This is a genomic window from Streptomyces sp. NPDC002574 (assembly GCF_042889545.1).
GTDB lineage: Bacteria > Actinomycetota > Actinomycetes > Streptomycetales > Streptomycetaceae > Actinacidiphila.
On sequence record NZ_JBIARB010000008.1, the window covers coordinates 446,087 to 468,791 of the forward strand.

A 22,705-nucleotide genomic window follows, 5' to 3' on the forward strand; every position below is an offset into this window, starting at 1 on the left:
TCTGAGGGGGAGATGCACCCATGCGTACCCACGCACGACACAGTCGCGGCGAGCGCACGACAGCCGCGCTCGGGGAGGAGCACGAACGCACTCAGGTGCTCGCGCTCCTGACGGCGGACGACTCCGACTCCGACGCCGCTCACGACTCCACCGATGACGCCTTCGACGCCTTCGACGAAGAGGGCTACGAGATCTTCCGCGTGCACTGCCCCGACTGTGCCCGTCCGATCGCGCTGCTCGCCGACGAGGACCTGCTGCCGGAGCACGCGCTGTGCTCCTCGCCGTGGAATCCCTTCGGGCTGACGGTCTGCCCCGGTTCGGGCCGGCCCGCCGCGGACGCGACGCCCGCCGACGGGGACGACGCGGTCGAGGACCAGGACTGGGTGCAGCTGCTCACGCTGCCGGACAGCCTCGACTGGCGCACGCAGCCCTTCTCGCACGTCGGCGGCCCGGGCTCGCAGCCGATCCGGCTGCCGTTCCAGCGCGCCGCCTGACCTCGCGCGACCGCCGCGGTGCCGCGCCGCCCGTGAGGAGCGGCGCGGCACCGATGCGTCACCGGGTGCCGCTCAGGGGGCCTTGCTCTCCGGCCCGGCGAGGCTGCGGGCGATGACCATCCGCTGGATCTGGTTGGTGCCCTCGACGATCTGCAGGACCTTGGCCTCGCGCATGTACCGCTCGACCGGGAAGTCGGCGGTGTAGCCGTAGCCGCCGAGCAGTTGGACCGCGTCCGTGGTCACCTGCATCGCGGTGTCGGTGCAGAACAGCTTGGCCATGGCGGCCTGCCGGGAGAACGGCCGGCCGGCGTCGCGCAGCCGGGCCGCCGCGAGGTACAGCGCCCGGCCCGCCTCGATCCGGGTCGCCATGTCGGCGAGCATGAAGCGCAGGCCCTGGAAGTCCACCACGGGCCGGCCGAACTGCTGCCGGTTCATGCCGTACGCCAGCGCCTCGTCGAGGGCCGCCTGCGCGATGCCGATCGCGCACGCGGCGATGCCGAGGCGCCCGGAGTCCAGGGCGGACAGTGCGATCGTGAAGCCCTGCCCCTCCTCGCCGATCCGGCGGCTGTCGGGAACGGTGACCCCGTCGAAGTGCACCTGGGCGGTGGGCGAGCCCTTCATGCCCATCTTCTTCTCCGGAGCCGCCGCCGACAGTCCCTCGGCGTCGCCCGGGACGAGGTACGCGGTGATGCCGCGCGGACCCTCGACACCGCTGCGGGCGAGCACGGTGTAGAAGTCGGCGACGCCGCCGTGCGTGATCCACGCCTTGGTGCCCTCGATGCGCCAGCCCTCGTCCACCCGGGTGGCCCGGGTGCGCAGCGCCGCGGCGTCGGAACCGGCGGCCGGCTCGGACAGGCAGTAGGCGCCCAGCAGCGAGCCCTCCAGCATCGCGGGCAGGTACTCGGCACGCTGCTCCTTGGCGCCGTAGTGGGCGACCGCGTGGCTGGCCAGGGTGTGCACGCTGACGCCGAGTCCCACCGTGAGCCGGGCGGCGGCCAGTTCCTCCAGCACCTGCAGGTACACCTCGTACGGCTGGCCTCCGCCGCCGTACTCCTCCGGGTAGGGCAGGCCGAGCAGTCCGGCCTCTCCGATCAGGCGGAAGGTGTCGCGCGGGAAGATCCCCGCGTCCTCCTCCCCGGCCGCCTTGGGCTTGATCTCCCGCTGGGCCAGCTCACGCACGAGCGCGAGCAGGTCGCGGGCCTCCTCGGTGGGCAGTTGGCGTTCCACCGGCTGGGGGCCGTCGTGGGTCATGGCGGCGCTCTCCTCCCTGTCGGGCGCGGCGGTGGCGTCCGCCCAGGATGTGGCGGCGCTACCGGTATACGTACCCTCCGCCCATGGTCTCCCGCCGGGTCACGGCATGGTCCGACCTGCGGCTTCGGCGCGATGGAGTATGCCCGATCGGAGGTGTCGGCGTCACGGGTTGCCGGTCGGCATGCGCGGGAGCGGCGGATTTTGTCATATCGCGCGCCACCGGGGCGCCGCTTTCGCAAGGCCGTACGGGTGGTGCGGGGTCCGGGTTACCGTCTGCGGGCGCGCGGTGCGCGTGGAGGGCCGTGCGATCCGTGCGGCCGGCACAGACGCTGGGGAAGGGTGATGCGGGTGTCCGTGATCCGTACGTGGGGTCCGCGGGCGGCCGCCGCCGTGGCGGTGGCGCTGCTGGGGACGGCCTGTGGCGGTCAGGGCTCCGGGACGCCGGACGGCCCGGTGGCGCTGGAGCGGATCGGCCGGGCGATCGGCTGCACCCCGCAGGTGCAGACCGACGTCGACGAGCTGCGCCAGGGGGCGTGCACGACGGAGCGCGGGGCGTACGTGATGGTGACCTTCACCAGCGCCACGGGACAGCAGTCCTGGCTGGACGAGGCACAGCCGTACGGCGGCACGTACCTGGTGGGCGAGCGCTGGGTGGTCGAGGCCGACCCCGACGCCCTGGAGCCGGTCCGCAAGGAGCTCGGCGGCACGGTCGAGGAGGGGCAGCACCACGCGGACCACGCCTCCCACCAGGGCGCCTCAACTCCCTCCGCCCCTTCTTCCGCCTCTACCTCCACTTCCTCCTCGGCGTCCTCGGACTCGCCGACGGGCTGATTCCCCCCACGGGACCGGCCCGGCACGCGGCGTCGCCGCCGTGTGCCGGGCCGTCACCGGCCGCGGGTGATCGGGTCGGCCCGGGTCAGATCTCCAGGTCGGCCTCGATGCGCTTGAGCTGGTGGCGGGCCATCGCCAGGTTCGCGCGGTCCTTGTCCAGCGCGACGTAGAGGAAGAGGCCCTTGCCCGAGCGCCCGGTCAGCAGCCGGATCATGTGGATCTGGGTGTTGAGCGTGATCAGGATGTCCTCGATGTGCTCCTTGAGGTTGAGCATCTCCATCGTGCGCATCTTGGCGCGGACGACGTCGGTGTTGCCGGCGGCCGCGACGGTCAGGTCGAGGTCCTTGGAACCACCGAGGGTGCCCAGGGCCATGCCACTGCCGTAGTCCACGAGAGCGACGCCCAGGACGCCCTCGATCGACGTCATTACATCCTTCAGCGCGGTCTCGGTGTTGGCCATGACGGTCTCGCTTCCTTGTCGTTGAGTTCTGTTGCGTGATGAATGCCTGGGACCCGTGGCGGCGCGGCCGCGTCCGGTGCCCGACGGCTTGTCGGCTGGTGAAGGTGGTCGTACGGTCATTTCCGCTCCTGACGTTGGAGCGCGAGGTCGACGAGATCCTCGATCCGCCGACTGGATCGGCGGGCCTCCAGGTGCAGCCGGCCCACGTTGGAGCCGGGACCCGCGACGAGGGCGAGGGCCATCGCGCTGCCCGCCGCGTACGCCGCGACGTATCCGCTGTCCCCCCGGACGATCAGCTCCCGGAAGGCGCCCCGTTCGGTCGCCTCGGTGATCCTCGCCGCCACCCCCAGCGCGGCGGCGGTGAGCGCGGCGACGCCCTCCGGTTCCGGCCCGCTGAGGTCGTGCGCCACGACCAGGCCGTCGGCACTGGCGACGAGCCCGCCCGTCAGGTGTGGCACCCTCGTCCGCAGACTCCGGAGTTCGGCCAGCACATCGGCTTCGAGTGCCACGAGCTGTCTCCTTCCGGCGAGCTGCCGCAGAGCCTTCCTCCACGGTCGGTCGGCAGGCGCCGGACGGGTCGGCAGGGCGCTCACAGGCGGGCCTCCAGGGCGGCACGTAGTCGGAGCAAGAGGGCGACGGTGGGATCGGCGGACACCGGCGCCGCGGGCTGCGGCGCGCCGACCGCCGGGGGTGGGGCGGGTGTGGACGGCTCGGCCCGGGCCGCGGTGGCGATCCGGCCCCCGGCGGCCAGCCGCCGGACGTCCAGCAGCGTGGCGAAGGCGGAGCGGCCCAGGTGCCACGCGATCTGGACGGGGGTACGGCGGCCGTCCGCCGCCGCGAGCACGGCCAGTTGACCCCGGGTGGGGGCGCGGGCCCGTCCGCCGCGGAACTCCTCCCCGGGGCGCGGGACGACGGGACCCGCGTCGGTGTCGTCCCACGGCCAGGCGCGCTCCAGCTGGGTGCGCCTGCGCTGCGCCTCCCGGGCGATCCGCTGTGCCGGGACCGGCCGGGCGATCGGGCCGAGCCGCGAGGTGGCACCCGGCTGGAACCGGTCGGGCTCCGAGTCGGGCAGCAGGGTGAAGTACGCGGCGTCGAACATCGCGAGCAGGTGGCACAGTTCGAGTTCGCCGCGGGCCACCCGGCCGGTGTCCACCAGGTGCCGGCCCACACCGCGGCCGGCGTCCGCGGTGGTGACCGCCTCACCCCACTGGTCGGGCGTCAGGCGGCCGCAGGCCATCAACCGCACGCCCAGGTCGGGGGCGCACGGACTCTCGGCGTGCACGACGGCGCCGTCGCGCAGGTAGACCACGCCCGCCGACCCGTACAGCGCCCCGCTGGCCCCCGCGTCGGCGAGCCGGGCGAGCGTGGCGCCGAAGGCGTACGCCCCGAACCGGCCGGGGCCGCCGGCGACGGGTGCGGGAGCCGGGACGCCGCCGCGGGACGGCGTCCGGCGGGGCAGCGAACGCAGCGCGAGTGGAGGCCGCGCGGCCTCGGCCCCGGTCACACGAGCACCAGCCGGTCGGCGATGGACTGGAGCCCGATCCGGGCGACGGCCAGGTTGGCGATCGTCCGGTCCAGCCAGATGTACAGGATGACGTCGCTGTCGAAGGACGTGTCCAGGAAGCGGATCAGGTGATAGCTCCCCGGCGCGGTGATGATGATGTCCTCCACCGGGATGCGCCCCGGCTCCTTCGCCGTGAAGGTGGCGCCCTCCACGACCGCCCGGGCCGCCTCCGTGGTGTCCGCGGCCGCGGCCTCGTGGCCGTGCCCCGGTTCCTGCCCGACCGCCCCGAGGATCAGGCCGCTGCTCCAGTCGACCACGCTCGCCCCGAGCACACCGGGTATGGCCAACGCCTCGGAAAGGCATTCGTCGATGCCGGGCACGCGCACCCCTTCGCCGCCACGTCTGGTATACGGAACAGCACGGAACGTTACTCAAGCCGTACGCGAATCAGGTGAGTTACGGCATTTTCCATTGGCACGTGCGACGGGCTCGCTAGGATTCCGAACCGCTTGCGCCTACTCGGCGGAATTGTCCTCCGGTGCCCCCTTGGCGATCACCGCGAGCGTGTCCAGCGCATGCCCCAGGACCTGCGGGGATGGCGAGGCGAGGCCGATCCGCACGGCGTGCGGGGCGCTGCCGCGCCCGGCGGCGAAGGCGGCGGCGGGGGTGACCGCGATGCCGTGCCGGGCGGCCGCGGCGACGAAGGTGTCGGCCCGCCAGCGGCCGGGCAGCCGCCACCAGCAGAAGTAGGCGTGCGGGTCGGCGGCCACCGCGAAGCCGGCCAGCCGCTGGGCGGCCAGCCGCGCGCGGGCGGCCGCGTCGCGCCGCTTGGCCGTCATCACGGAGTCGAGCGTCCCGTCGCCGATCCACCGCGTGGCGGCCTCCAGGGCGAAGCCGGTGGCGAGGCCGCCCGCGGAGCGCAGGGCGGCGGCGACCGGGGCGCCCAGCGCCTCGGGGACGAGGGCGAAGCCCGCGGTGAGGCCGGGGGCGAGCCGCTTGGAGAGACTGTCGGCGAGGATCACGTGCGCGGGCGCGTACGCGGCGAGCGGGGGCGGTGCGTCGGGCCGCAGGAAGGCCCAGACGGCGTCCTCGACCGCGTGCAGACCCAGCCGGCCGAGGGTGCCGGCGAGTTCGGCGCGACGGTCGGCGGACATGGTGACGCCGAGCGGGTTGTGGAGCGTGGGCTGCAGGTAGAGGGCGTGCAGCGGGGTACCGGCGTGCAGTGCGGCGAGCGCGTCGGGCCGGACACCGTCCTCGTCGCACGGGACGGGGACGAGGCTCACCCCGATGCGTGCCGCGACGGAGGCGATCACGGGGTACGTCAGCGGCTCGACGCCGAGCCGGCCTCCCGGCGGGACGAGGGCGGCGACGGCGGCGGCGATGGCCTGGCGCCCGTTGCCGGCGAACAGCAGCCGCCGCGGGTCCGGCCGCCACGCCGGGCCGGACAGCAGGGCGGCGACCGCCTCCCGGGCGGCCGGGGTGCCGTCGGCGGTGAGCGGGCGCAGGGCGGCGCCGAGGACGTCCGGCCGCAGGAGTGGGGCGAGTCCAGCGGCGAGCAGTTCCGACTGGCCTTCGGTGACCGGGTAGTTGAGCTCCAGGTCGACGCGCTGTCGCGCGGGTTCGGCGAGCGCGGGGCCCGCCGCCGGCGCGGTGGCACGGACGAAGGTGCCGCGGCCCACCTCGCCGACGACCAGCCCGCGGCGGGCGAGTTCGGCGTAGACGCGGACGGCCGTGGAGTTGGCGATGCCGTGCTGCCGCGCGAAGACGCGCTGCGGCGCGAGCCGGTCACCGGGGCGCAGCCGTCCCGCGGCGATGTCGGCCGCCACGGCGTCGGCGACGTTGCGGTAGTCCTCCGTCGGCATGTCCCCTCCAGAGCGAAGCCCGTATTGCACCGAGAGCAAAGACCTTATTGCACCGAGCGGGAGGAGGCACCTAGCATCACGATCAACGGCCCGGCACCGCCGGGTACATGGGGAATCCGGCGGGAAAGGGGCTCGGTTGTGGCGACCGCGCACGTCAACGGCATCACCGTCGCGTACGAGGACGAGGGCGGGCACAGCGGCGGCGCCGCGCTCCCGCTGCTGCTTGTGCACGGCCACCCTTTCGACCGCACCATGTGGGCACCCCAGATAGCCGCCGTCGCCGCCTCCGGGCGCCGGGTGATCGCCCCCGACCTGCGCGGATACGGGGCCAGCGACGTGGTCCCCGGCATCACGCCCCTGGGGACCTTCGCGCAGGACCTCGCCGCGCTGCTGGACCAGCTGGGCGTCGCCCGGGTGGTGCTCGGCGGGGTGTCGATGGGCGGCCAGATCGTGATGGAGTTCCAGCGGCGCTTCCCGGAACGGGTCGCCGCGCTCGTCCTCGCGGACACCTTCCCCGGCGCCGACACCGAGGACGCCCGGAAGGCCCGCGAGGCGATGGCCGAGCGCCTGCTCGCCGAAGGCATGGCGGGCTACGCCGACGAGGTGCTGGACCGGATGATCGCGCCGTACAACGTCACCGGGCGGCCCGGCGTGGCCGCCCACGTGCTGCGCATGATGCGCGGCACCCCGCCCGAGGGCGCCGCCGCCGCGCTGCGCGGGCGCGCCCTGCGCCCGGACTACGGCGACGTGCTCGCCGCCGTCCGCGTGCCCACCCTGATCGTCGTCGGCCGGGACGACGTGTTCACCCCCGTCGCCGAGGCCGAGGCCATGCACCGCACCGTGGCCGGATCGCGGCTGGCGGTGGTGGAAGGGGCCGGGCATCTGCCCAACCTGGAACGTCCCGAGGCCTTCGAGGGCGTACTGCGCGATTTTCTCGGCGGGTTGGAGGATTAGGAGCGAATCCGCCACGTTCCGTGCCGGGTTGCGACACGAACCGCACCCTCCCTGTCACAGGCCGCCCGCGCCGCTCGGCCTTCCGAACGGGACCGCCCGGACCTGGACGGCGTCACAGCCCAGGCGAGCTCTCCGCGACCGCCCGACCGCACGTCCGCTCACGGGCCGGCGCACCGCGAACCGAACCGCCTCCCCGGCGGGACCCCGCCGGCGTGCGCCCTGCACTCTCCGTCCGCTCAGACCGTCGCATCGACCAGCGACAGCCAGGAAAGGCGATCGGCCGGCAACCCGCGCGACCGCCCGACCCAGGACCGCCTCCCCGCGGAGCCGGACCGGCCGGACCCTCGCCGGCGCCAGACGTTCAGACCCTCGCGGTCAGAGGCGGTCGGGCGGGCCCGGCCTGCACGGCGTCACAGCCCACCGCGCGGCGAGCCGCACCGGTCGCCACCCGCCCCGTCCGCTCAGGCCGTCGCGTCGACCAGCGACAGCGAGTGGAGACGGTCGGGGGGGCCGGGCCTGGCGTAGTACCAGCCCTGGGCGGTGTCGCAGCCGAGGGCCCGCAGGTACTCGGCCTGGGTGCCGGTCTCGACGCCCTCGACGGTCACCGAGAGGCCGAGCGTGTGGGCGAGGTCGACGACGACCTCGACGATCTTCACGTCGACCGGGTCCGCCGGGTGCTGCTGCATGCCGCGGGTGAAGGAGCGGTCGAGCTTCAGCGTGGTGATCGGCAACCGGCGCAGCGAGGCCAGGTTGGAGTAGCCGGTGCCGAAGTCGTCCAGCGCGATGGCCATGCCCAGGTCGGCGAACTCCCGCAGCGGGCGCAGCAGTTCCTCGTCGGCGCCGATGAAGGCGCTCTCGGTGACCTCCAGGCACAGGGCGGTCGGCTCCAGCCCCGCGTCCTTGATGACGGCGAGGGTCTCCGGGACCAGGCCGCGGTGGCTCAACTGCGCCGGGGACAGGTTGACGTTGATCCGCAGCGGGTGGCCGTCACTGCGCGGGAACTGCCAGTCGCGGGCCTGCCAGGCGGCCTGCTCCAGCACCCAGTGGCCGAGCGGCACGATCAGCCCGGTGCTCTCCGCCAGCGGGATGAACCGGTCGGGACCGAGCACCCCGTGCACCGGATGGCACCAGCGCACCAGCGCCTCCGCGCCGCGCACACTGCCGTCGGCGAGCCGGACCAGCGGCTGGTACTCGATGAAGAACTCGCCGCGCTCCAGGGCGATGGGCAGCCGGTTGGTGAGTCCGTGCCGGGTGATGGCGCGGGCGTCGGAGTCGGGGTCGGCGAGCTCGAAGCGGTTCCCGCCGGCGGCCTTGGCGCGGTACATGGTGATGTCGGCGCTGCGCAGCACCTCGGCGGGGCCGAGGCTGCCGGCCTGGCCCTCCACGATGCCGATGCTGCACCGCACGGACAGTTCGCGGTCGTCGACGCGGATGGGGTCGGCGAGCGCTGCGAGGACGAGGTCGGCGAGGCCGGTGACGTCCGCGCGGCTCGCCGGGTTGACCACGAGCGCCGCGAACTCGTCGCCGCCGATCCGGGCGACGAGCTGGTCGGACGAGGTCACGCAGGCCTTCAGCCGCTCGGCGACGGCCACCAGCAGTCGGTCGCCCACTGCGTGGCCGAGGCTGTCGTTGACGTCCTTGAAGCCGTCGAGGTCGAGGTAGCAGACCCCGACGCGCGAGCCGTCCGGCCCGCCGAGCACCTGCTCCAGGCGCTCGAAGAACAGGTTCCTGTTGGCCAGCCCGGTGAGCGCGTCGTGCGTGGCCTCGTACCGCAGGCGCTCGTTGAGCAGGCGCTCCTCGGTGATGTCCTCCGTGAGCGCGAGCATGTACTGCGGGACGCCGGCGTGGTCGCGGAGCAGGGAGACCGTCAGATTGGTCCACAGGGCGGTGCCGTCCGGGCGGTAGTACGCCTTCTCGACGCTGTAGCGGTCGCGTTCGCCCCGGTTGAGCTGGCGCTGCATCTCCCAGACCTCGGGGGCGTCCTCCGGGTGCACCCAGTCGTAGACGTTCCTGCTGAGGATGCGGCGTTCCAGGCCGCCGAACATGGTGGTGAGGGCGTCGTTGACGTCGAGGATGCGGCCTTCCATGTCGGCGATGCCGATGCCTATGGAGGCGCCCTGGAAGATGGCGCGGAATCGCACCTCGCTCTCGTGGAGGGCCTGTTCGACGGCGATGCGGGCGGTGAGCGCCGCCCGGGACAGGGCCTCCTGCTCGGTCCTGGTCCGCTCCTGCAGGGCGCGCGCGTAGCCGGAGGCTATCCAGTGCTGCAGCCGGGCGGAGCGGGTGCGGCCCTCGTCGGCGGGCAGCGACGGGTCCGGCGGCGAGTACAGCAGCAGGTAGGCGTCCACGACGCCGAGGATGCGGGGCAGCGACTCGGGGTCCGTGCAGTGCGCGGCCACCAGCGCCGCGCCGATCTCCGCGCCGGCGCGCGGGTCGAAGGGCTGGGCGTGCAGGGCCGCCTCCAGCCGCGCGGCGAGCGGGAGCAGGTACTCCTCGAACTCGCCGCGGGTCATGGAGGTGGCGGTGGCCGGATAGATCGCCCGGCTCCAGATGATCGCGAAGCGCCGCAGGCTGTCGGCGGGCTCCGGGGCCGGTTCCGGTTCCGGGTCGGGTTCCGTGGTCACGGTCACGCCTTGCGGCCGACGCCCGCGAACCCGCTGAAGACGACCGGGTCGGGCTCGTCGTCGTCCGCGCCGTCCGGCCGCCACAGCGGGGCCGAGACCAGGCCGGGTGCGATGAGGTCGAAGCCGTCGAAGAACGTCTCCACCGCCTCGCGTGAACGCATGATCAGCGGTGAACTGGCGCTGCGGTAGACGTTCTGGACCCGCTCGCCCTCCTCGGGCCGGCGAGGGCCGCCCTCCATGGAGGCATGGGTGAGGACGAGCAGGCTGCCCGGCGCGAGGGCGTCGCGCAGTTCGGCGACGGCCTTGGCCGGATCGTCGGCGTCCTCGAGGAAGTGCAGGACGGCGACCAGCAGCAGCGCCACCGGTCGGTCGAGGTCCAGCAGCCGGCCGGCCTCCTCGCTGTCGAGGATGTCGCGCGGGGAGCGCAGGTCGGCGGCGACGATCACGGCCTCCTCGTTGCCGTCCAGCACGGCGCGGCTGTGCGCGACCGCGACCGGGTCGTTGTCGACGTAGAGCACGCGGGCGCCGGGGCTCGCGGCCTGGGCGACCTCGTGGACGTTGCCGAAGGTGGGTATGCCGGAGCCGATGTCGAGGAACTGGGTGACGCCCTCGTCCACCGCGAAGCGCACCGCCCTGCGCATGAAGGCCCGGTTGGCCTGCATGATCTTGGGCAGGCCCGGGAATGCCTCGATCGCCCGCCGCCCCGCCTCCCGGTCGACCTCGAAGTTGTGCGAGCCGCCGAGGTAGTAGTCGTAGATGCGGGACACGCTCGGCACGGACAGGTCGATGCCTTGGGGGGCCCAGGCAGGACGCTCCATCAACGGCTCCAGCTCGTCGGGATCAGGGCAGCGGGCCGTGCGGACGGCCGCCTGGCTCAGAGGCTACTGATCGTTCGTTCGAGAGGAAACCAGAAATGGAAATATTCGATCCGTTTCGGTCACTCGCCAACGGCAAGTGCCCTGCCCCCGCGATGCGGGGAACAGGGCACATGCCAGCGCCGGATGACGGGTGATCAGTTCGCTCAGATGCTGACGCCGTGCGCCCGCAGGTAGGCCAGCGGGTCGATGTCGGAACCGAACGACGCGGTGGTGCGCACCTCGAAGTGCAGGTGCGGGCCGGTGACGTTGCCGGTGGCGCCCGAGAGGCCCAGCTGCTGGCCCTCGGAGACGGTCTGGCCGGCCGAGACCGACAGCGAGGACATGTGGGCGTACTGCGAGTACTTGCCGTCGGCGTGCTTGATGACGACCTGGTTGCCGTAGGAGCCGCCCCAGCCCGCGGAGACCACGGTGCCGGAGGCGATCGACTTCACCTTGGTGCCGGTGGAGGCGATGAAGTCGACACCGGTGTGGTAGCCCTTCGACCACATGGAACCGGACTGGTGGTACGGGGTGCCCAGCGTGACGTGGTCCAGCGGGGCGGTGTAGCCGGAGGCGGACGAGGTGGTGGACTTGACCGGGGCCGGCGTGCTCGCGGCGGGCTTGTCCGGGAGGGCGACCGTGGCCTTGCCGCTCAGCGCCAGGACCTGGCCCGGGTAGATCAGGTTCGGGTCGGCGCCGATGACGGACTTGTTGGCCGCGTACAGCTCGCGCCAGCCGCCGGTCACGTCCTGGGCGTCGGCGATGGTGGAGAGGGTGTCGCCGCCGACGACCTTGTAGGAGTCGCCGGTGGCCGGCTTGGAGGCGGAGTCGGCGGGCTTGGAGGCCTGCGTGTCCTTCGCGGGAGCGGGGGTGGCGGGCTTGGTGGTGGTGCCGGAACCGGCGACGCTCTGCGGGGTGGCCGACGTGTCGGCCATCGCCTTGGTCAGACCGGCCTTGGGACCGCACACCGGCCAGGCCTGCGGGCCCTGGACCGCCAGCACCTTCTCGGCGACGGCGATCTGCTCGGACTTGGTGGCGAGGTCCGCACGGGCGGCGTACTTGGTCCCGCCGAAGCCGGCCCAGGTGCTCTGGGTGAACTGCAGCCCGCCGTAGAAACCGTTGCCGGTGTTGATGGACCAGTTGTTGGTGCTCTCGCAGCTGGCGACCTTGTCCCAGACGCTCACCGGTGCGGCGTGGGCGCCGGCGGCGCCGACGACCGGGAGGGCGATCGCGGCACTCGTGGTGCCGGCGAATGCGCCGAGGCGGACGAAACGATTGGTCCGCTGACGACGGTGCTTTCCCTTTGCGGGCATGGGGAATTCCTCTCCGACGCCTACGAGGTGAGCTGTCGGGTTCGGGCTGGAGATGCCCGGCCGCTTTGAGGCATGCCGACTAAAGGCACGTCGCTGCGACTTCACCCCAAGCCGTCCCGTGACACGGAACGGCACTTACCTGGGTCCCCCGCTCCTGCCGTGCGGTTCTTGTCATCCGGCTTACGAGTGGCGGCAGGATTAGGCGTTCCACTCGGAAGAATTCCCGCCGGCATCCGGCCTGCGGGACTTGGAAGCTAAACGACGCAATCGCGCCCCGGCAAGGTCCGGAATCACAGCAATCGCCGACCGGCAAGTCGATCAATGAATTCCGTGACGTTACGTGAGAAGTGTCCGCTCTGTGTAGGCGAAATAATGACCCCTGGCGAACGGCATTGCACAGGCGGTGAATACGGGGAAGATAAATCGACGCTCGGTGGCCCATGCCTGCCGGAGCGTGTTCGTCGCGTGACACCCATCACGTGCCTATTGCCTACGCATGCACTGTGGATACATATGTCCGCTTACGACCTTCGATGCCGGATAAGGCATGACATGGGGCGTTCCAACCCGCGTTGCAGGATGGCGTGATGAGGCCCGCACCCGTCGTCGTGTCCAGCAGGACAACCGATGACCGGCCCGCATCGATTCCCGGCGGCGTCGCCGCCCGCCGGGACCCGGGACGCGCCGGTGGCCGGAGACCGGGGCAGCCCGGGCCGGCCCCGCGTCCCGGCGGCACCTCCCGGGCGGTGCGACCGGGGCCGCGGGCAGCGCGTGGGGCGACCCGGGACCCGGGTGACACGGCAGAAGCCCCAGGGGTAGCCTCCCAATCCCGAACATTTTCTTACATCGACACCTCGACCGGGAGCCCCCGCGTGCCCTACCTCGCCGCAGAAGACCGCTACGCATCAATGGAGTACCGCCGCACCGGCCGCAGCGGGGTCCTGCTCCCCGCCGTCTCCCTGGGCCTGTGGCACAACTTCGGCGACACCTCGCCGCTGGAGACCCAGCGCGCCGTGCTGCGCCGTGCCGTCGACCGCGGGGTCGTCCACCTCGACCTCGCCAACAACTACGGGCCGCCCGCGGGCTCGGCCGAGGCCAACTTCGGCACCCTCTTCGCCCAGGACCTGCGCCCGTACCGCGACGAACTGTTCATCGCCAGCAAGGCGGGCTACGACATGTGGCCGGGCCCGTACGGCGAGTGGGGCAGCCGCAAGTACATGCTGGCCTCGCTCGACCAGTCCCTCGGCCGCATGGGCCTGGACTACGTCGACGTCTTCTACTCCCACCGCTTCGACCCGGACACGCCCCTGGAGGAGACCATGGGCGCCCTGGACACCGCGGTCCGCCAGGGCAAGGCGCTGTACGCGGGCATCTCCAACTACCCCGCGGACGCCCACCGCCGGGCCACCGAGATCCTGCGCGAGCTCGGCACTCCGCTGCTGATCCACCAGGCCGCCTACAGCCTCCTGCAGCGGAGCCCCGAGGCGGGCGTCCTCGACGCCGTCGGCGAGACCGGGACCGCGCTCATCGCCTACTCGCCGCTCGCCCAGGGCCAGCTGACCGACCGATACCTCGACGGCGTCCCCGCGGACTCCCGCATGGCCCTCGGTCACTTCCTCAAGCGCGACGCCCTCACCGACGAGAAGCTCACGCTGCTGCACGCCCTCAACAAGCTCGCCGGCGAGCGCGGCCAGACCCTCGCGCAGCTGGCCCTCACCTGGGTCCTGCGCGACCCGCGCGTCGTCTCCGTCCTCATCGGCGCGAGCAGCGTGGCCCAGCTCGACCAGAACCTCGCCGCCCTCGACGCCGCGCCCCTCACCGAGGCCGAACTCGCCGAGATCGACCGCCTGTCGGCGCAGGCCGGCGTCGAGATCCCGTAGGTCCCGCGCCGCACCGCCCCGGAGGTCCTGGCCGGCGTCAGGACCTCCGCAGGCGGCCCTCCAGGGCCGCCCTGACGCCGGGCCACTCGTCCTGGAGGACGGAGTAGTACGCGCTGTCGCGCACGGTGCCGTCGGTCGCGCGGACGTGCGCGCGGCGGATGCCCTCGAAGCGTCCGCCGATGCGCTCGATCGCGGCCCGCGAGCGGGCGTTGCGGGCATCGGTCTTGAGCGTGACGCGCAGCACGCCCCAGGTCTCGAAGGCGTGCGTGAGCAGCAGGAGCTTGGCCTCGGTGTTGCAGGGGGTGCGCTGGGCGGAGGCGGACAGCCAGGTGCTGCCGATCTCGGCGACCGTGGGCACCCCGTCCGGGCGCGGTGCGATGCGCCCCGCGGGCCAGGCGGGGGTGGCGGTCCAGTAGTCGAGGTCCAGGAAGCGCGTCGAGCCGATCAGGGTGCCGCGCGCGATGTCGACCACGGCGAACGGGAGAGCGACGCCGGTGGCCTGGTCCGCCAGTGCCCCCTGGATGTACCGCTCCATCGCGGGCAGGTCCTCCGGCACCAAGGTGAATCCGTAGGTGTCGCGGGACTCCCGGGCGGCACGCAGCAGCCCGTCCGCGTGGTCCGCGGTGAGCGGCTCCAGGCGGACGTACCCGCCTTGCAAGGTCCCGGTTTCCGGCATGCCCCGGATGCTATGCGCACCGCCGCGCGGCTGGTCAACTGCGTGTCCCGCGCGGGGCGCGGTCGGGAGTGGCGACCGGGGATGTGAAAATGTCGGCATGAGCAACAACGACGTGTACTTCGACATCACGATCGACGGCGAGCCCGCCGGACGGATCGTCTTCACCCTCTTCGACGACGTGGTGCCCAAGACCGCGCGGAACTTCCGCGAGCTCGCCACCGGCGAGAACGGCTTCGGCTACGAGGGCTCGCACTTCCACCGCGTCATCCCGGACTTCATGCTCCAGGGCGGTGACTTCACCGCCGGCAACGGCACCGGTGGCAAGAGCATCTACGGCGCCAAGTTCGCCGACGAGAACTTCCAGCTCAAGCACACCAAGCCGGGCCAGCTGTCGATGGCCAACGCGGGCCCGAACACCAACGGCTCGCAGTTCTTCATCACGACCATCGTCACCGACTGGCTGGACAACAAGCACGTCGTCTTCGGCGAGGTCGTCGAGGGCATGGACATCGTCAAGAAGATCGAGTCCCTCGGCTCGCGCAGCGGCACCCCCAGCGCCCGCGTCGAGATCGCGAAGTCCGGCATCGTCGCCTGACCCACGTCCTGCCGCCCGGCACCCGGGCCGCCCCGCGCGGCCTCCGGTGCCGGGCGCCCGGCTTTCCGCGGTCCCGGTCCGCGACCGGCCCCCGTCCCGGCCGCACCGCGGGCGGCGTACGATCCCCATCGGCGCTGCTCACCGCTGGTGCGCGCCGACCAGTCCGGCCGCCTCACGGCATGCCGGGCGCCGCACGACGGAAAGGAACGACCACGATGTCCGCGGAGAGGAACTGGGGCGGCAACATCGCCTTCCACGCGCGGCGGCTCCACAGCCCGGAGTCCGTCGGCGCACTGCAGGAGATCGTGGCCCGCTCCGAGCGGATCCGGCCGCTGGGCACCCGGCACTCCTTCAGCACCGTCGCGGACACCGACGGCGACCACGTCTCGACCGCGGCGCTGCCCCCCGTGGTCGACATCGACAGCGACGCGCGCACCGCGACCGTGAGCTCCGGCCTGCGCTTCGGTGAGATCGCCGGAACGATCGACCGGGCCGGTTTCGCCCTGCACAACCTGGGCTCCCTGCCGCACATCTCCGTGGCCGGCGCGTGCTCCACCGGCACCCACGGGTCGGGGACCACCAACGCGAGCCTGGCCGGCGCCGTCCGCGCGCTGACCATGGTCACCGCCGACGGCGAGCAGGTCGAGGTCCGCCGCGGCGACCCGGACTTCGAGGGCTCCGTCGTGGCGCTCGGCGCGCTCGGCGTCGTCACGCACCTGACGCTGGACCTGCTGCCCTCCTTCTCCGTGCGCCAGTGGGTCTACGACGACATGCCGCGCGAGGAACTCGGGCGGAACTTCGCCGAGGTGATGTCCGCCGGGTACAGCGTGTCGGCCTTCACGCGCTGGCAGGACCCCCTGCTGGAGCAGGTGTGGCTCAAGGAGCGCGTCGAGGACCCCTCCACGCCCCCGGCCCCGGCGCCGCGCGAGTGGTACGGCGCCGTCCTGGCCGACGGCCCCCGGCACCCCGTCCCGGGCATGCCCGCCGCGCACTGCACGCCGCAGAACGGCGACGTCGGCGCCTGGTACGAGCGGCTGCCGCACTTCCGGATGGAGTTCACGCCCAGCAGCGGCGAGGAGATCCAGTCGGAGTACTTCGTGGACCGCGCGGACGCCCCGGCGGCGTTCGACGCCCTGTGGAAGGTGCGCGAGCACTTCGCGGCCGCCGTGCAGATCGGCGAGATCCGCACCATCGCGGCCGACGAGCTGTGGCTGAGCCCCGCGTTCGGGCGCGACAGCGTCGCCTTCCACTTCACCTGGATCCCCGACACCGCGGCCGTCCTGCCCGCCCTCGCGGCGATCGAGCAGGCGCTGCGCCCGTTCTCCGCCCGCCCGCACTGGGGCAAGCTCTTCACCACCCCGGCCGCCGACCTCCCGGCCCTCTACCCGCGCTACGACGACTTCCGCGCGCTCGCCGCCCGCCGGGACCCCTCCGGCACCTTCCGCAACGACTACCTGCGGGAGTTCTTCCCCGGCCACTGACCGAGCGCGGTCGACCGCCGTGGGCCGCCGGGGACCTACGGCCAGAGCAGTTGCCTGGTCCAGCCCTGGTCGCCGGCGCGGTAGACCAGCCGGGTGTGCCGTCGTTCCTTGTCGCCCTGCCAGAACTCGACGGAGACCGGACGCAGCGCGTACAGCGTCCAGCCCGGCGCCACGAGGCCCGGCGTGCGGGCGAGTCGTGCCGAGGACTCCCGCACGGCCGCGTCCCGTTCGGCCAGGTCGGCCAGCGGCTGCGACTGCCGGCCCAGCAGGGCCTCGGCGCGCGCGCCCGGCCCGCGGGCCAGGAAGTCCGCCGCGCTGCGCTCCGGGCCCTCGGGCGCCACGGGACCGCGGACCCGGACCTGCCGGGCGAGCGCGGGCCAGTAGAACGTGAGCGCCGCGCGCGGGCGGGCGGCCAGGTCCCGGCCCTTGGCGCTGCCGGCGTCGGAGGCGAACTGCCAGCCCCGTTCGCCCACGTCCTTGAGGATGAGCACCCGGGCCGCCGGATTCCCGTCCGCGTCCACCGTCGACAGCGTCATGGCGTGCGGTTCCCGCACCCCGGCCCGTACCGCCGCCAGCAGCCATTCGGTGAACAGGGCCACCGGGTCCTCCGGAGCGGCCGCGGGGTCGAAACCCGGCAGGTCCCCCGCGAAGACCTCGATACTCCGCAGCAGTTCACGTGCACCGGCCGCCTCGGACGTGCGGTCACCCTCTTGATCGCTCACATACCGAACGTACACGGCCCGGCGCGCGTGGGCGTCAGGGCTTCCGCCGGAACCGGAGCGGTTCTTCTTCCTCGACGACGAGGGCGACCGTGCTCCGATCGCCCTGCGCCGAGCCGGGATCAGCGCGACCTCGCGGAGCCCTGAACGGCACCCTCGTGAACGGGATCCCGGGTTTCCGGGTGATCCGGGTCACCGGCCGGGGCGGCGGCACGCAGCCCCGCCTCGACCCGGCGGTTGCTGGTCATGGTCGCGGTGACGGTGGTCATGGTGAGGAGGAGCCCGGCGGCGGTGTAGAGCGGGGTGCGTACGTCGTAGGTGGTGGCCAGCCAGCCGCCGAGGAAGGCGCCGAACGGGGCGGCGCACATGGCGAGCATGCGGGAGGTGGAGGCGACCCGGCCCATCAGGTGGGCGGGGACGATCGCCTGGCGGAGCGAGGGGCCGAGCACCATCGTGGCGCCCATGCCCGCGCCGCAGACGGCGAGCGCGAGGCCGGCGACGTACGGGTTCGGGGCGGCGGCGAGGCCCAGGACGGCCAGTCCCTCGACTGCGGCCGTGCAGGTCAGCGCGGTGCCGGTGCCGAGTCGCCGGCCGAGGAAGGAGGCGATGGCCGCGCCGAGCAGACCGCCGGTGGCCTCCGCCGTGAGGAGCAGGCCGAAACCGAAGGTGTCGATGCCGAGACGATCGTGCGCGAAGAGGGCGAGTACGGTCTCCACGGCGAGGAAGGCGATGTTCCCGACCGCCGGACGCAGCGCGAGCCCGAACAGCAACCGGTCCCGGAAGACGTACGAGGCGCCGGCCCGCGCCTGCCGCAGCAGGGACTCACGGGCCTGCGGTACGGGCCGGGGTGCGGCGGGCAGCGACCGTACGAGCAGTGCGGAGACCGCGAACGACACCGCGTCGGCGAGCAGCGGAACCGCCCGCCCGAGGGCGAGCAGGGCACTGCCCGCAGGTGGCCCCGCGAAGCCGGACGCGGCGGTCTGGGCGCCGCGCAGCCGGGAGTTGGCGCGCTCCAGGAGCGCGGGGTCGCGGCCGAGCAGATCCGGCAGATAGGCCGTGGCCGCCGTGTCGAAGAAGAGTCCGCCGAGGCCGAGCAGGAACGCGACGGCCGCGAGCAGGGGAATGCCCAGCACGTCGAGCGCGGCCGCTACCGCGGGTATGGCGAGCAGCACCGCACGCGCCGCGTCCGTGACCCACATCGTGCGCCGGCGGTCCCAGCGGTCCACCAGCGCACCGCCGAGCACCCCGAACAGCAGCCACGGCAGTGTTCCGGCGGCCGTGACGACGGCGAGCGCCATCGGATCCCGCGTCAAGGTCAGCGCGAGCAGCGGCAGCGCGGCATGTGTCACCCCGTCACCGAGTGAGGACACCGTCTGCGCGGTCCACAGCCGTCCGAACCCCGTCGTCAACTTTCGGATGTCTGAGCTCACTTGGCGTCCCCCTCGGCCTGTGCGCGGGGTGCCGGGTGGAACAGCGCGAAGACGAGTGACGCGTCCGGCAGCGACGGATCCGACAGCTCCCGGTACTCGTCCGCCAGGGCCTCCAGCCGCGCCCCCAGCTCCGCGAACTGCTCCTCGGTGAGCCGCAGATGCGCCATCCGCACGTGCCGCTCGCCGTCCGCCGGCGCTGCCTCCAGGTCCGCCACCGCATGCCGCATCAGCACATCCGGCCCTCCCTCGCCCGGATCCGGCAGCACGATCGCCCGCGCGGCCATCGCGTAGTACCGCTCGGTGACCCCCCGGACCTTCCGCGTGCGGACCACCTTCACCAGGCCGGCTCGTTCGAGCAGCCTTACGTGGTAGCTGGAACTCCCCTTCGCGAGGCCCACTCGCTCGGCGATCTGCGTGATCGTCGCGGGTTCGAAGCGGAGCACGGCCATGATCCGGTGGCGCGTGAGATTGGAAACGGCGCGCAGCTGCTCGTCGGTGGTGACGTGGAACGTCTCGGGAAGCTCATCGGCAGGCATGCCCCCAATGGTCAACACTTCTTGACCATTCGTCAAGGGAGTTGCGTCCTTCGCTCCGCCCGACTCCTCGAGTCGCGCGCAAACCGATGGTTCAGATGATTCGGGCGCCCCGGGCGCGCCCGAGGTGCCTTCGGCCCGCCAACGCGGCCGTACGCGGCCGCGGTCGGCGCCGCGGCCGCGCCCACGGCCCGTCAGCTCGCCCTGGCCCGGCCCTCGCCGCCCTCCGCGAGGACCCGCTCGATGTCGGCCCACGACGCCCCGAACTCCGCGAGCACGTCGGTCACCGCGCCGGGACCGGTGGCGAGCGCCAGCAGCAGGTGCTCGTCGCCGATGTGGCGGTCCCCTCGGGCCAGGGCGGCCCGCAATGAGCGCTCCAGCACGGTCTTGGCGCCGCGGGTGAGGGGCCGGCGCCCGGCCGGCCGCCACCGCCGGGGCTTGCGGCCGACGGCCAGCGCCCCGGCCCCGTGGGCGTCCTCGACGCGGGCGACGATCTCGGCGACGTCGATGCCGAACCCGGCCAGCGCCTCGGCGTCCGCCCGTGAGACCCCGCCGCGGCGCCGGGTCTGCGCCAGCGCCTCCTCCAGTTCCTCGCGGCGCCGATCGACGCCCAGCGCGGCAAGGACGCCGGAGGCCCGGGTGCCCTCCGCGTCCAGCAGTGCGAACAGCAGGTGCTCCTCGGCGACCGCCTCGGCCCGCGCGGTGTCGGCGTGCCCCAGCGCGCCCTCCACCACGTCGCGCGCGCTCTTGGTGAACCTCTCGAACATCGTCAATTCCTCCCGTACTTCTTGTGCACGGCCTGCCTGCTGACGCCCAGTTCGTGGGCGATCTCCTGCCAGGACCACCCCTTGGCCCGCGCGCTCCTGACTTGCACGGCCTCGAGCTGCTCCAGCAGCCGCCGCAGCGCGGCGACGGCCCGCAGCCCGATCCGCGGATCACGGTCTCCCGCCCGCTCGGCGAGATCGGTTGCCTCGGTCATGCCTGTCAATCTACGTTGACAGGCGGCGCACGTCAACCAGAGTTGACAAGAATGCCGGGGGCGACGGCAACGCGCGCCCGGCCCTCCGTGTCGACGGAGGACCGGGCGCGCGGGAGAGGGTCGCGGCAGGGGCGCCGGTCAGCCGAAGGCCTTGACCGCCTGGTAGTAGGTCCACGCGGTGCCGTTGCACGCGGTCGCGGTGGCGCCGCTGTAGCCGGCGCAGACGCGCTTCAGGTCCTCGTAGAGGGCGCTGTCCAGCCGGCTCTTGTTGGCCGAGAAGGTTCCGGCGGCCTTGTAGTTGCGGTAACCGAAGTCGTGCCGGGCACAGGAGGTCGCGAAGGGGAAGCCGAAGGGGTTGTCCGGGGAGGTGCTGCAGTAGTCCGTGGACCAGTCGAAGGCGTAGGCCGACCAGGCGGCCTGGTTCTGGCGCGCGGCCGACCACGCGTTGTAGCTGGAGGCGCTGGTCTGGGTCCAGCTCGACAGCACCTGGGCCTTGTCGGCGGGGACGGCGTTGGCGGGCGTGGTCAGGGCGATGGTGGCGACGGCGGCGACCGCGGCGGCGGCGAAGCCGGTGGTGATTCGGCGCATGGGGTCTCCAGAGACGGGCGCGCGGGCGGCGCGCGGGTACGGGGGTGGCACCGGATGCGGAATCTCACGGGTGGTGCGGAAGTGCCGGATCAGAATCGCGCCGGGAGGGTCTATGCGAGTAGACATGGGACGGCAAAAATTGCATGAACATGCCTAAGCGCCGCCGACGTCAGTCGTCGACGGCGCATCACGAACGGTTCAGGAGCGAGGGGAACGGCCCCGCGGCCGGCGGATCAGGAGTGCTGGCCGCCCGCCGGGCCGCCGGACCCCGTGGAAGGGGCGGAGGAGGCGGAGGCGGACGCCGTCCGCCCGGTGTCGCCGGTGTCCCCGCCCGCGACGTCCGCGGCGTCCTTCGCGTGGTCCCAGTGCGGATGGTGCAGCCGCGCCCAGTTCGGCGTGACGAAGCCCGTGCGCATCCCCTGCCGCGCCTCGGGGTCGTGGGCCGCCATCCACCAGTGGCCCGCCACCGCGAACGCGACGGCCAGCGCCAGCCAGTCGTGGACGAAGGTGGCTCCCGTACGCCAGACGACCGCCGTCAGGTGAGGGAACATCATCAGCAGCCCGGTGCCCAGCATCACCAGCACCGCCCCGGCCGCGAAGGCCGCGTAGAGCTTCTGCCCCGCGTTGAACTTGCCCGCCGGGCGCCCCTGGTAGAGCCTGCCGCGCAGCGCGGTGCGCAACCACTTCCCGTCGTACGACGCGAAGCGGTTGAGCCGCCGCAGGTCCAGCCGGAACGCCCGGGAGGCGAGGCCGGCGAGCGCGGGCAGCGGCAGCGCGATGCCGGACCACTCGTGGACGGTGACGATCAGGCGCCTGCGGCCGACGATCTCGGCGAGCGGCGGCAGGTAGAGGCACGCCGCGGTGAAGAGGCAGATCATCATCAGCGTCGCCGTGCTGCGGTGCACCCAGCGCTCGGCCCGGGTGAAGCGGCGTACGGACTCAGGAAGTCGGGGCATCGTCGCGTCCGTTCGAACGGCCGACCCAGGCGTCGACGTCGTAGCCGTAGTGCTCCCAGTAACCGGGCTGCACCGACTCGGTGACCTCGATACCCGAGAGCCACTTGGCGGATTTGTAGAAGTACATCGGCGCCACGTACAGCCGCACCGGACCGCCGTGGGCGGAGGTCACCGGCTTGCCCTGCATCTTCAGCGCGACCAGCACGTCGTCCCTGCGGGCCTGTTCGAGGGTCAGGCTCTCGGTGTAGGCCCCGTCGAAGCAGGTGAAGCGGATGGCGCCGGCCCCGTCCCGCACACCCGCGAGGTCGAGCAGATGGGACAGCCGCACCCCTTCGAAGGCGGTGTCGTCCACCCGCCACCCGGTCACGCACTGCACATCGCGCACCATGTGCGTCTGCGGCATGGCCCGCAGGTCGGCGAGGGTGTAACCGGCCTGGCGGTCGACGAGCCCGGAGACGGTCAGCCGGTAGTTCGAGGCGTCGCGCTGCGGGACCGAGCCCGTCACGTTGTAGAAGCGGAACCCTCCGCCGCCCGGCAGGAGTCCCGTCAGACCGGTGGGGTCCTTGCTGGTCACCTGCGACAGCGCCGAGTCCAGGCCGTCCTGCACCCGGCTGCCCACCGCCACGCCGAGGGCACCCAGCCCGAGCATGCCGAGCACCACGCGCCGCCCGACCGGCGTGCCCTTGCTTTCCATGTCCCCCACCGTAATCCCGTGGAC

The 22,705-nt window shown here is 72.9% G+C and carries 24 protein-coding genes and 1 riboswitch; of the genes, 6 read left to right on the plus strand and 18 right to left on the minus strand.

The window, feature by feature from the left end:
* Positions 1-20: 20 nt before the first annotated feature.
* Positions 21-494: a hypothetical protein gene (locus ACFYXS_RS22145; protein WP_389250683.1), complete on the plus strand. Its 474-nt coding sequence runs from the start codon at positions 21-23 to the stop codon at positions 492-494.
* A 72-nt stretch (positions 495-566) separates the two neighbouring features.
* On the opposite strand, the gene ACFYXS_RS22150 is transcribed toward ACFYXS_RS22145, so the two are convergent.
* Positions 567-1,745 (minus strand): acyl-CoA dehydrogenase family protein, encoded by a 1,179-nt coding sequence (locus tag ACFYXS_RS22150; RefSeq protein WP_389250685.1) that lies wholly within the window; start codon positions 1,743-1,745, stop codon positions 567-569.
* Positions 1,746-2,093: 348 nt separating this feature from the next.
* Here ACFYXS_RS22150 and ACFYXS_RS22155 point away from each other — a divergent pair, with 348 nt between their 5' ends.
* Positions 2,094-2,576 carry a hypothetical protein gene (locus tag ACFYXS_RS22155; RefSeq protein ID WP_389250687.1) on the plus strand — a complete coding sequence of 161 codons (483 nt, stop codon included), beginning with the start codon at positions 2,094-2,096 and terminating at the stop codon, positions 2,574-2,576.
* Positions 2,577-2,661: 85 nt separating this feature from the next.
* Here ACFYXS_RS22155 and ACFYXS_RS22160 read toward each other — a convergent pair whose 3' ends face one another.
* The 5 genes from ACFYXS_RS22160 to ACFYXS_RS22180 all read right to left on the minus strand — a co-directional run bounded on the left by ACFYXS_RS22160 (position 2,662) and on the right by ACFYXS_RS22180 (position 6,402).
* Positions 2,662-3,036 carry a hypothetical protein gene (locus ACFYXS_RS22160; protein WP_319658277.1) on the minus strand — a complete coding sequence of 125 codons (375 nt, stop codon included), beginning with the start codon at positions 3,034-3,036 and terminating at the stop codon, positions 2,662-2,664.
* Positions 3,037-3,152: 116 nt separating this feature from the next.
* Positions 3,153-3,545: a roadblock/LC7 domain-containing protein gene (locus ACFYXS_RS22165; protein WP_319658275.1), complete on the minus strand. Its 393-nt coding sequence runs from the start codon at positions 3,543-3,545 to the stop codon at positions 3,153-3,155.
* 80 nt (positions 3,546-3,625) lie between these two features.
* Positions 3,626-4,540, minus strand: a complete 915-nt coding sequence (locus ACFYXS_RS22170; protein ID WP_389250690.1) for a transcriptional regulator — start codon at positions 4,538-4,540, stop codon at positions 3,626-3,628.
* Positions 4,537-4,920, minus strand: a complete 384-nt coding sequence (locus ACFYXS_RS22175) for a hypothetical protein (protein ID WP_389250692.1) — start codon at positions 4,918-4,920, stop codon at positions 4,537-4,539. Before ACFYXS_RS22175 ends, ACFYXS_RS22170 begins: the two co-directional genes overlap by 4 nt.
* A 135-nt stretch (positions 4,921-5,055) precedes the next feature.
* Positions 5,056-6,402 carry a PLP-dependent aminotransferase family protein gene (locus ACFYXS_RS22180; protein ID WP_389250694.1) on the minus strand — a complete coding sequence of 449 codons (1,347 nt, stop codon included), beginning with the start codon at positions 6,400-6,402 and terminating at the stop codon, positions 5,056-5,058.
* Positions 6,403-6,540: 138 nt separating this feature from the next.
* Between ACFYXS_RS22180 and ACFYXS_RS22185 the strand changes: the two genes are divergently transcribed.
* On the plus strand, positions 6,541-7,356 hold the full coding sequence (locus tag ACFYXS_RS22185) for an alpha/beta fold hydrolase (protein ID WP_389250696.1): 816 nt from the start codon (positions 6,541-6,543) through the stop codon (positions 7,354-7,356).
* A gap of 461 nt (positions 7,357-7,817) precedes the next feature.
* Here the strand turns inward: ACFYXS_RS22185 and ACFYXS_RS22190 are convergent, their stop codons facing one another.
* The 3 genes from ACFYXS_RS22190 to ACFYXS_RS22200 form a co-directional block, all read right to left on the minus strand.
* Positions 7,818-9,986 carry a putative bifunctional diguanylate cyclase/phosphodiesterase gene (locus ACFYXS_RS22190; RefSeq protein ID WP_389250698.1) on the minus strand — a complete coding sequence of 723 codons (2,169 nt, stop codon included), beginning with the start codon at positions 9,984-9,986 and terminating at the stop codon, positions 7,818-7,820.
* The gene (locus ACFYXS_RS22195) at positions 9,983-10,798 is read right to left on the minus strand and encodes an SAM-dependent methyltransferase (protein ID WP_389250700.1); all 816 of its coding nucleotides are present in this window, start codon (positions 10,796-10,798) and stop codon (positions 9,983-9,985) included. The genes ACFYXS_RS22190 and ACFYXS_RS22195 overlap by 4 nt, the downstream gene beginning before the upstream one ends.
* Positions 10,799-11,001: 203 nt before the next feature.
* Positions 11,002-12,150, minus strand: coding sequence for a transglycosylase family protein (locus ACFYXS_RS22200; RefSeq protein ID WP_389250702.1), 1,149 nt, complete (start codon positions 12,148-12,150; stop codon positions 11,002-11,004).
* 4 nt (positions 12,151-12,154) lie between these two features.
* Positions 12,155-12,365: riboswitch (cyclic di-AMP (ydaO/yuaA leader) on the minus strand.
* Positions 12,366-13,022: 657 nt separating this feature from the next.
* Between ACFYXS_RS22200 and ACFYXS_RS22205 the strand changes: the two genes are divergently transcribed.
* Complete coding sequence (locus ACFYXS_RS22205) at positions 13,023-14,030, plus strand: aldo/keto reductase (RefSeq protein ID WP_389250704.1); 1,008 nt, start codon at positions 13,023-13,025, stop codon at positions 14,028-14,030.
* Positions 14,031-14,067: 37 nt separating this feature from the next.
* Here the strand turns inward: ACFYXS_RS22205 and ACFYXS_RS22210 are convergent, their stop codons facing one another.
* The gene (locus ACFYXS_RS22210; protein WP_389250706.1) at positions 14,068-14,706 is read right to left on the minus strand and encodes a GNAT family N-acetyltransferase; all 639 of its coding nucleotides are present in this window, start codon (positions 14,704-14,706) and stop codon (positions 14,068-14,070) included.
* Between the two features lie 97 nt (positions 14,707-14,803).
* Here ACFYXS_RS22210 and ACFYXS_RS22215 point away from each other — a divergent pair, with 97 nt between their 5' ends.
* Positions 14,804-15,301: a peptidylprolyl isomerase gene (locus ACFYXS_RS22215; protein ID WP_389250708.1), complete on the plus strand. Its 498-nt coding sequence runs from the start codon at positions 14,804-14,806 to the stop codon at positions 15,299-15,301.
* Positions 15,302-15,516: 215 nt separating this feature from the next.
* Positions 15,517-16,782 carry a D-arabinono-1,4-lactone oxidase gene (locus ACFYXS_RS22220; protein WP_389250710.1) on the plus strand — a complete coding sequence of 422 codons (1,266 nt, stop codon included), beginning with the start codon at positions 15,517-15,519 and terminating at the stop codon, positions 16,780-16,782.
* 35 nt (positions 16,783-16,817) lie between these two features.
* On the opposite strand, the gene ACFYXS_RS22225 is transcribed toward ACFYXS_RS22220, so the two are convergent.
* From ACFYXS_RS22225 to ACFYXS_RS22260, 8 genes are all read right to left on the minus strand, one after another.
* A complete protein-coding gene (locus ACFYXS_RS22225) occupies positions 16,818-17,504 on the minus strand; it encodes a pyridoxal 5'-phosphate synthase (protein ID WP_389250712.1) in 687 nt (228 codons plus the stop codon).
* 119 nt (positions 17,505-17,623) lie between these two features.
* Complete coding sequence (locus ACFYXS_RS22230) at positions 17,624-18,910, minus strand: MFS transporter (RefSeq protein WP_389250714.1); 1,287 nt, start codon at positions 18,908-18,910, stop codon at positions 17,624-17,626.
* 17 nt (positions 18,911-18,927) lie between these two features.
* The gene (locus tag ACFYXS_RS22235; RefSeq protein WP_389250716.1) at positions 18,928-19,467 is read right to left on the minus strand and encodes an ArsR/SmtB family transcription factor; all 540 of its coding nucleotides are present in this window, start codon (positions 19,465-19,467) and stop codon (positions 18,928-18,930) included.
* Positions 19,468-19,658: 191 nt separating this feature from the next.
* Positions 19,659-20,231 (minus strand): Clp protease N-terminal domain-containing protein, encoded by a 573-nt coding sequence (locus tag ACFYXS_RS22240; RefSeq protein WP_389250718.1) that lies wholly within the window; start codon positions 20,229-20,231, stop codon positions 19,659-19,661.
* Positions 20,232-20,233: 2 nt separating this feature from the next.
* The gene (locus ACFYXS_RS22245; protein ID WP_319658245.1) at positions 20,234-20,443 is read right to left on the minus strand and encodes an HTH domain-containing protein; all 210 of its coding nucleotides are present in this window, start codon (positions 20,441-20,443) and stop codon (positions 20,234-20,236) included.
* 138 nt (positions 20,444-20,581) lie between these two features.
* The gene (locus ACFYXS_RS22250) at positions 20,582-21,031 is read right to left on the minus strand and encodes a phospholipase (protein WP_389250721.1); all 450 of its coding nucleotides are present in this window, start codon (positions 21,029-21,031) and stop codon (positions 20,582-20,584) included.
* 233 nt (positions 21,032-21,264) lie between these two features.
* Positions 21,265-21,987, minus strand: coding sequence for a cytochrome b/b6 domain-containing protein (locus ACFYXS_RS22255; RefSeq protein ID WP_389250723.1), 723 nt, complete (start codon positions 21,985-21,987; stop codon positions 21,265-21,267).
* Complete coding sequence (locus tag ACFYXS_RS22260; protein WP_389250725.1) at positions 21,971-22,681, minus strand: molybdopterin-dependent oxidoreductase; 711 nt, start codon at positions 22,679-22,681, stop codon at positions 21,971-21,973. The genes ACFYXS_RS22255 and ACFYXS_RS22260 overlap by 17 nt, the downstream gene beginning before the upstream one ends.
* Positions 22,682-22,705 lie beyond the last annotated feature (24 nt).

Bases quoted from the DNA above. Each gene is read 5' to 3' on its own strand.
- ACFYXS_RS22210 (WP_389250706.1), bottom strand. From the start codon at position 14,706: ATGCCGGAAACCGGGACCTTGCAAGGCGGGTACGTCCGCCTGGAGCCG.
- ACFYXS_RS22150 (WP_389250685.1), bottom strand. From the start codon at position 1,745: ATGACCCACGACGGCCCCCAGCCGGTGGAACGCCAACTGCCCACCGAG.
- ACFYXS_RS22215 (WP_389250708.1), top strand. From the start codon at position 14,804: ATGAGCAACAACGACGTGTACTTCGACATCACGATCGACGGCGAGCCC.
- ACFYXS_RS22235 (WP_389250716.1), bottom strand. From the start codon at position 19,467: ATGCCTGCCGATGAGCTTCCCGAGACGTTCCACGTCACCACCGACGAG.
- ACFYXS_RS22220 (WP_389250710.1), top strand. From the start codon at position 15,517: ATGTCCGCGGAGAGGAACTGGGGCGGCAACATCGCCTTCCACGCGCGG.
- ACFYXS_RS22160 (WP_319658277.1), bottom strand. From the start codon at position 3,036: ATGGCCAACACCGAGACCGCGCTGAAGGATGTAATGACGTCGATCGAG.
- ACFYXS_RS22145 (WP_389250683.1), top strand. From the start codon at position 21: ATGCGTACCCACGCACGACACAGTCGCGGCGAGCGCACGACAGCCGCG.
- ACFYXS_RS22250 (WP_389250721.1), bottom strand. From the start codon at position 21,031: ATGCGCCGAATCACCACCGGCTTCGCCGCCGCCGCGGTCGCCGCCGTC.
- ACFYXS_RS22200 (WP_389250702.1), bottom strand. From the start codon at position 12,150: ATGCCCGCAAAGGGAAAGCACCGTCGTCAGCGGACCAATCGTTTCGTC.
- ACFYXS_RS22240 (WP_389250718.1), bottom strand. From the start codon at position 20,231: ATGTTCGAGAGGTTCACCAAGAGCGCGCGCGACGTGGTGGAGGGCGCG.
- ACFYXS_RS22245 (WP_319658245.1), bottom strand. From the start codon at position 20,443: ATGACCGAGGCAACCGATCTCGCCGAGCGGGCGGGAGACCGTGATCCG.
- ACFYXS_RS22255 (WP_389250723.1), bottom strand. From the start codon at position 21,987: ATGCCCCGACTTCCTGAGTCCGTACGCCGCTTCACCCGGGCCGAGCGC.
- ACFYXS_RS22195 (WP_389250700.1), bottom strand. From the start codon at position 10,798: ATGGAGCGTCCTGCCTGGGCCCCCCAAGGCATCGACCTGTCCGTGCCG.
- ACFYXS_RS22180 (WP_389250694.1), bottom strand. From the start codon at position 6,402: ATGCCGACGGAGGACTACCGCAACGTCGCCGACGCCGTGGCGGCCGAC.
- ACFYXS_RS22260 (WP_389250725.1), bottom strand. From the start codon at position 22,681: ATGGAAAGCAAGGGCACGCCGGTCGGGCGGCGCGTGGTGCTCGGCATG.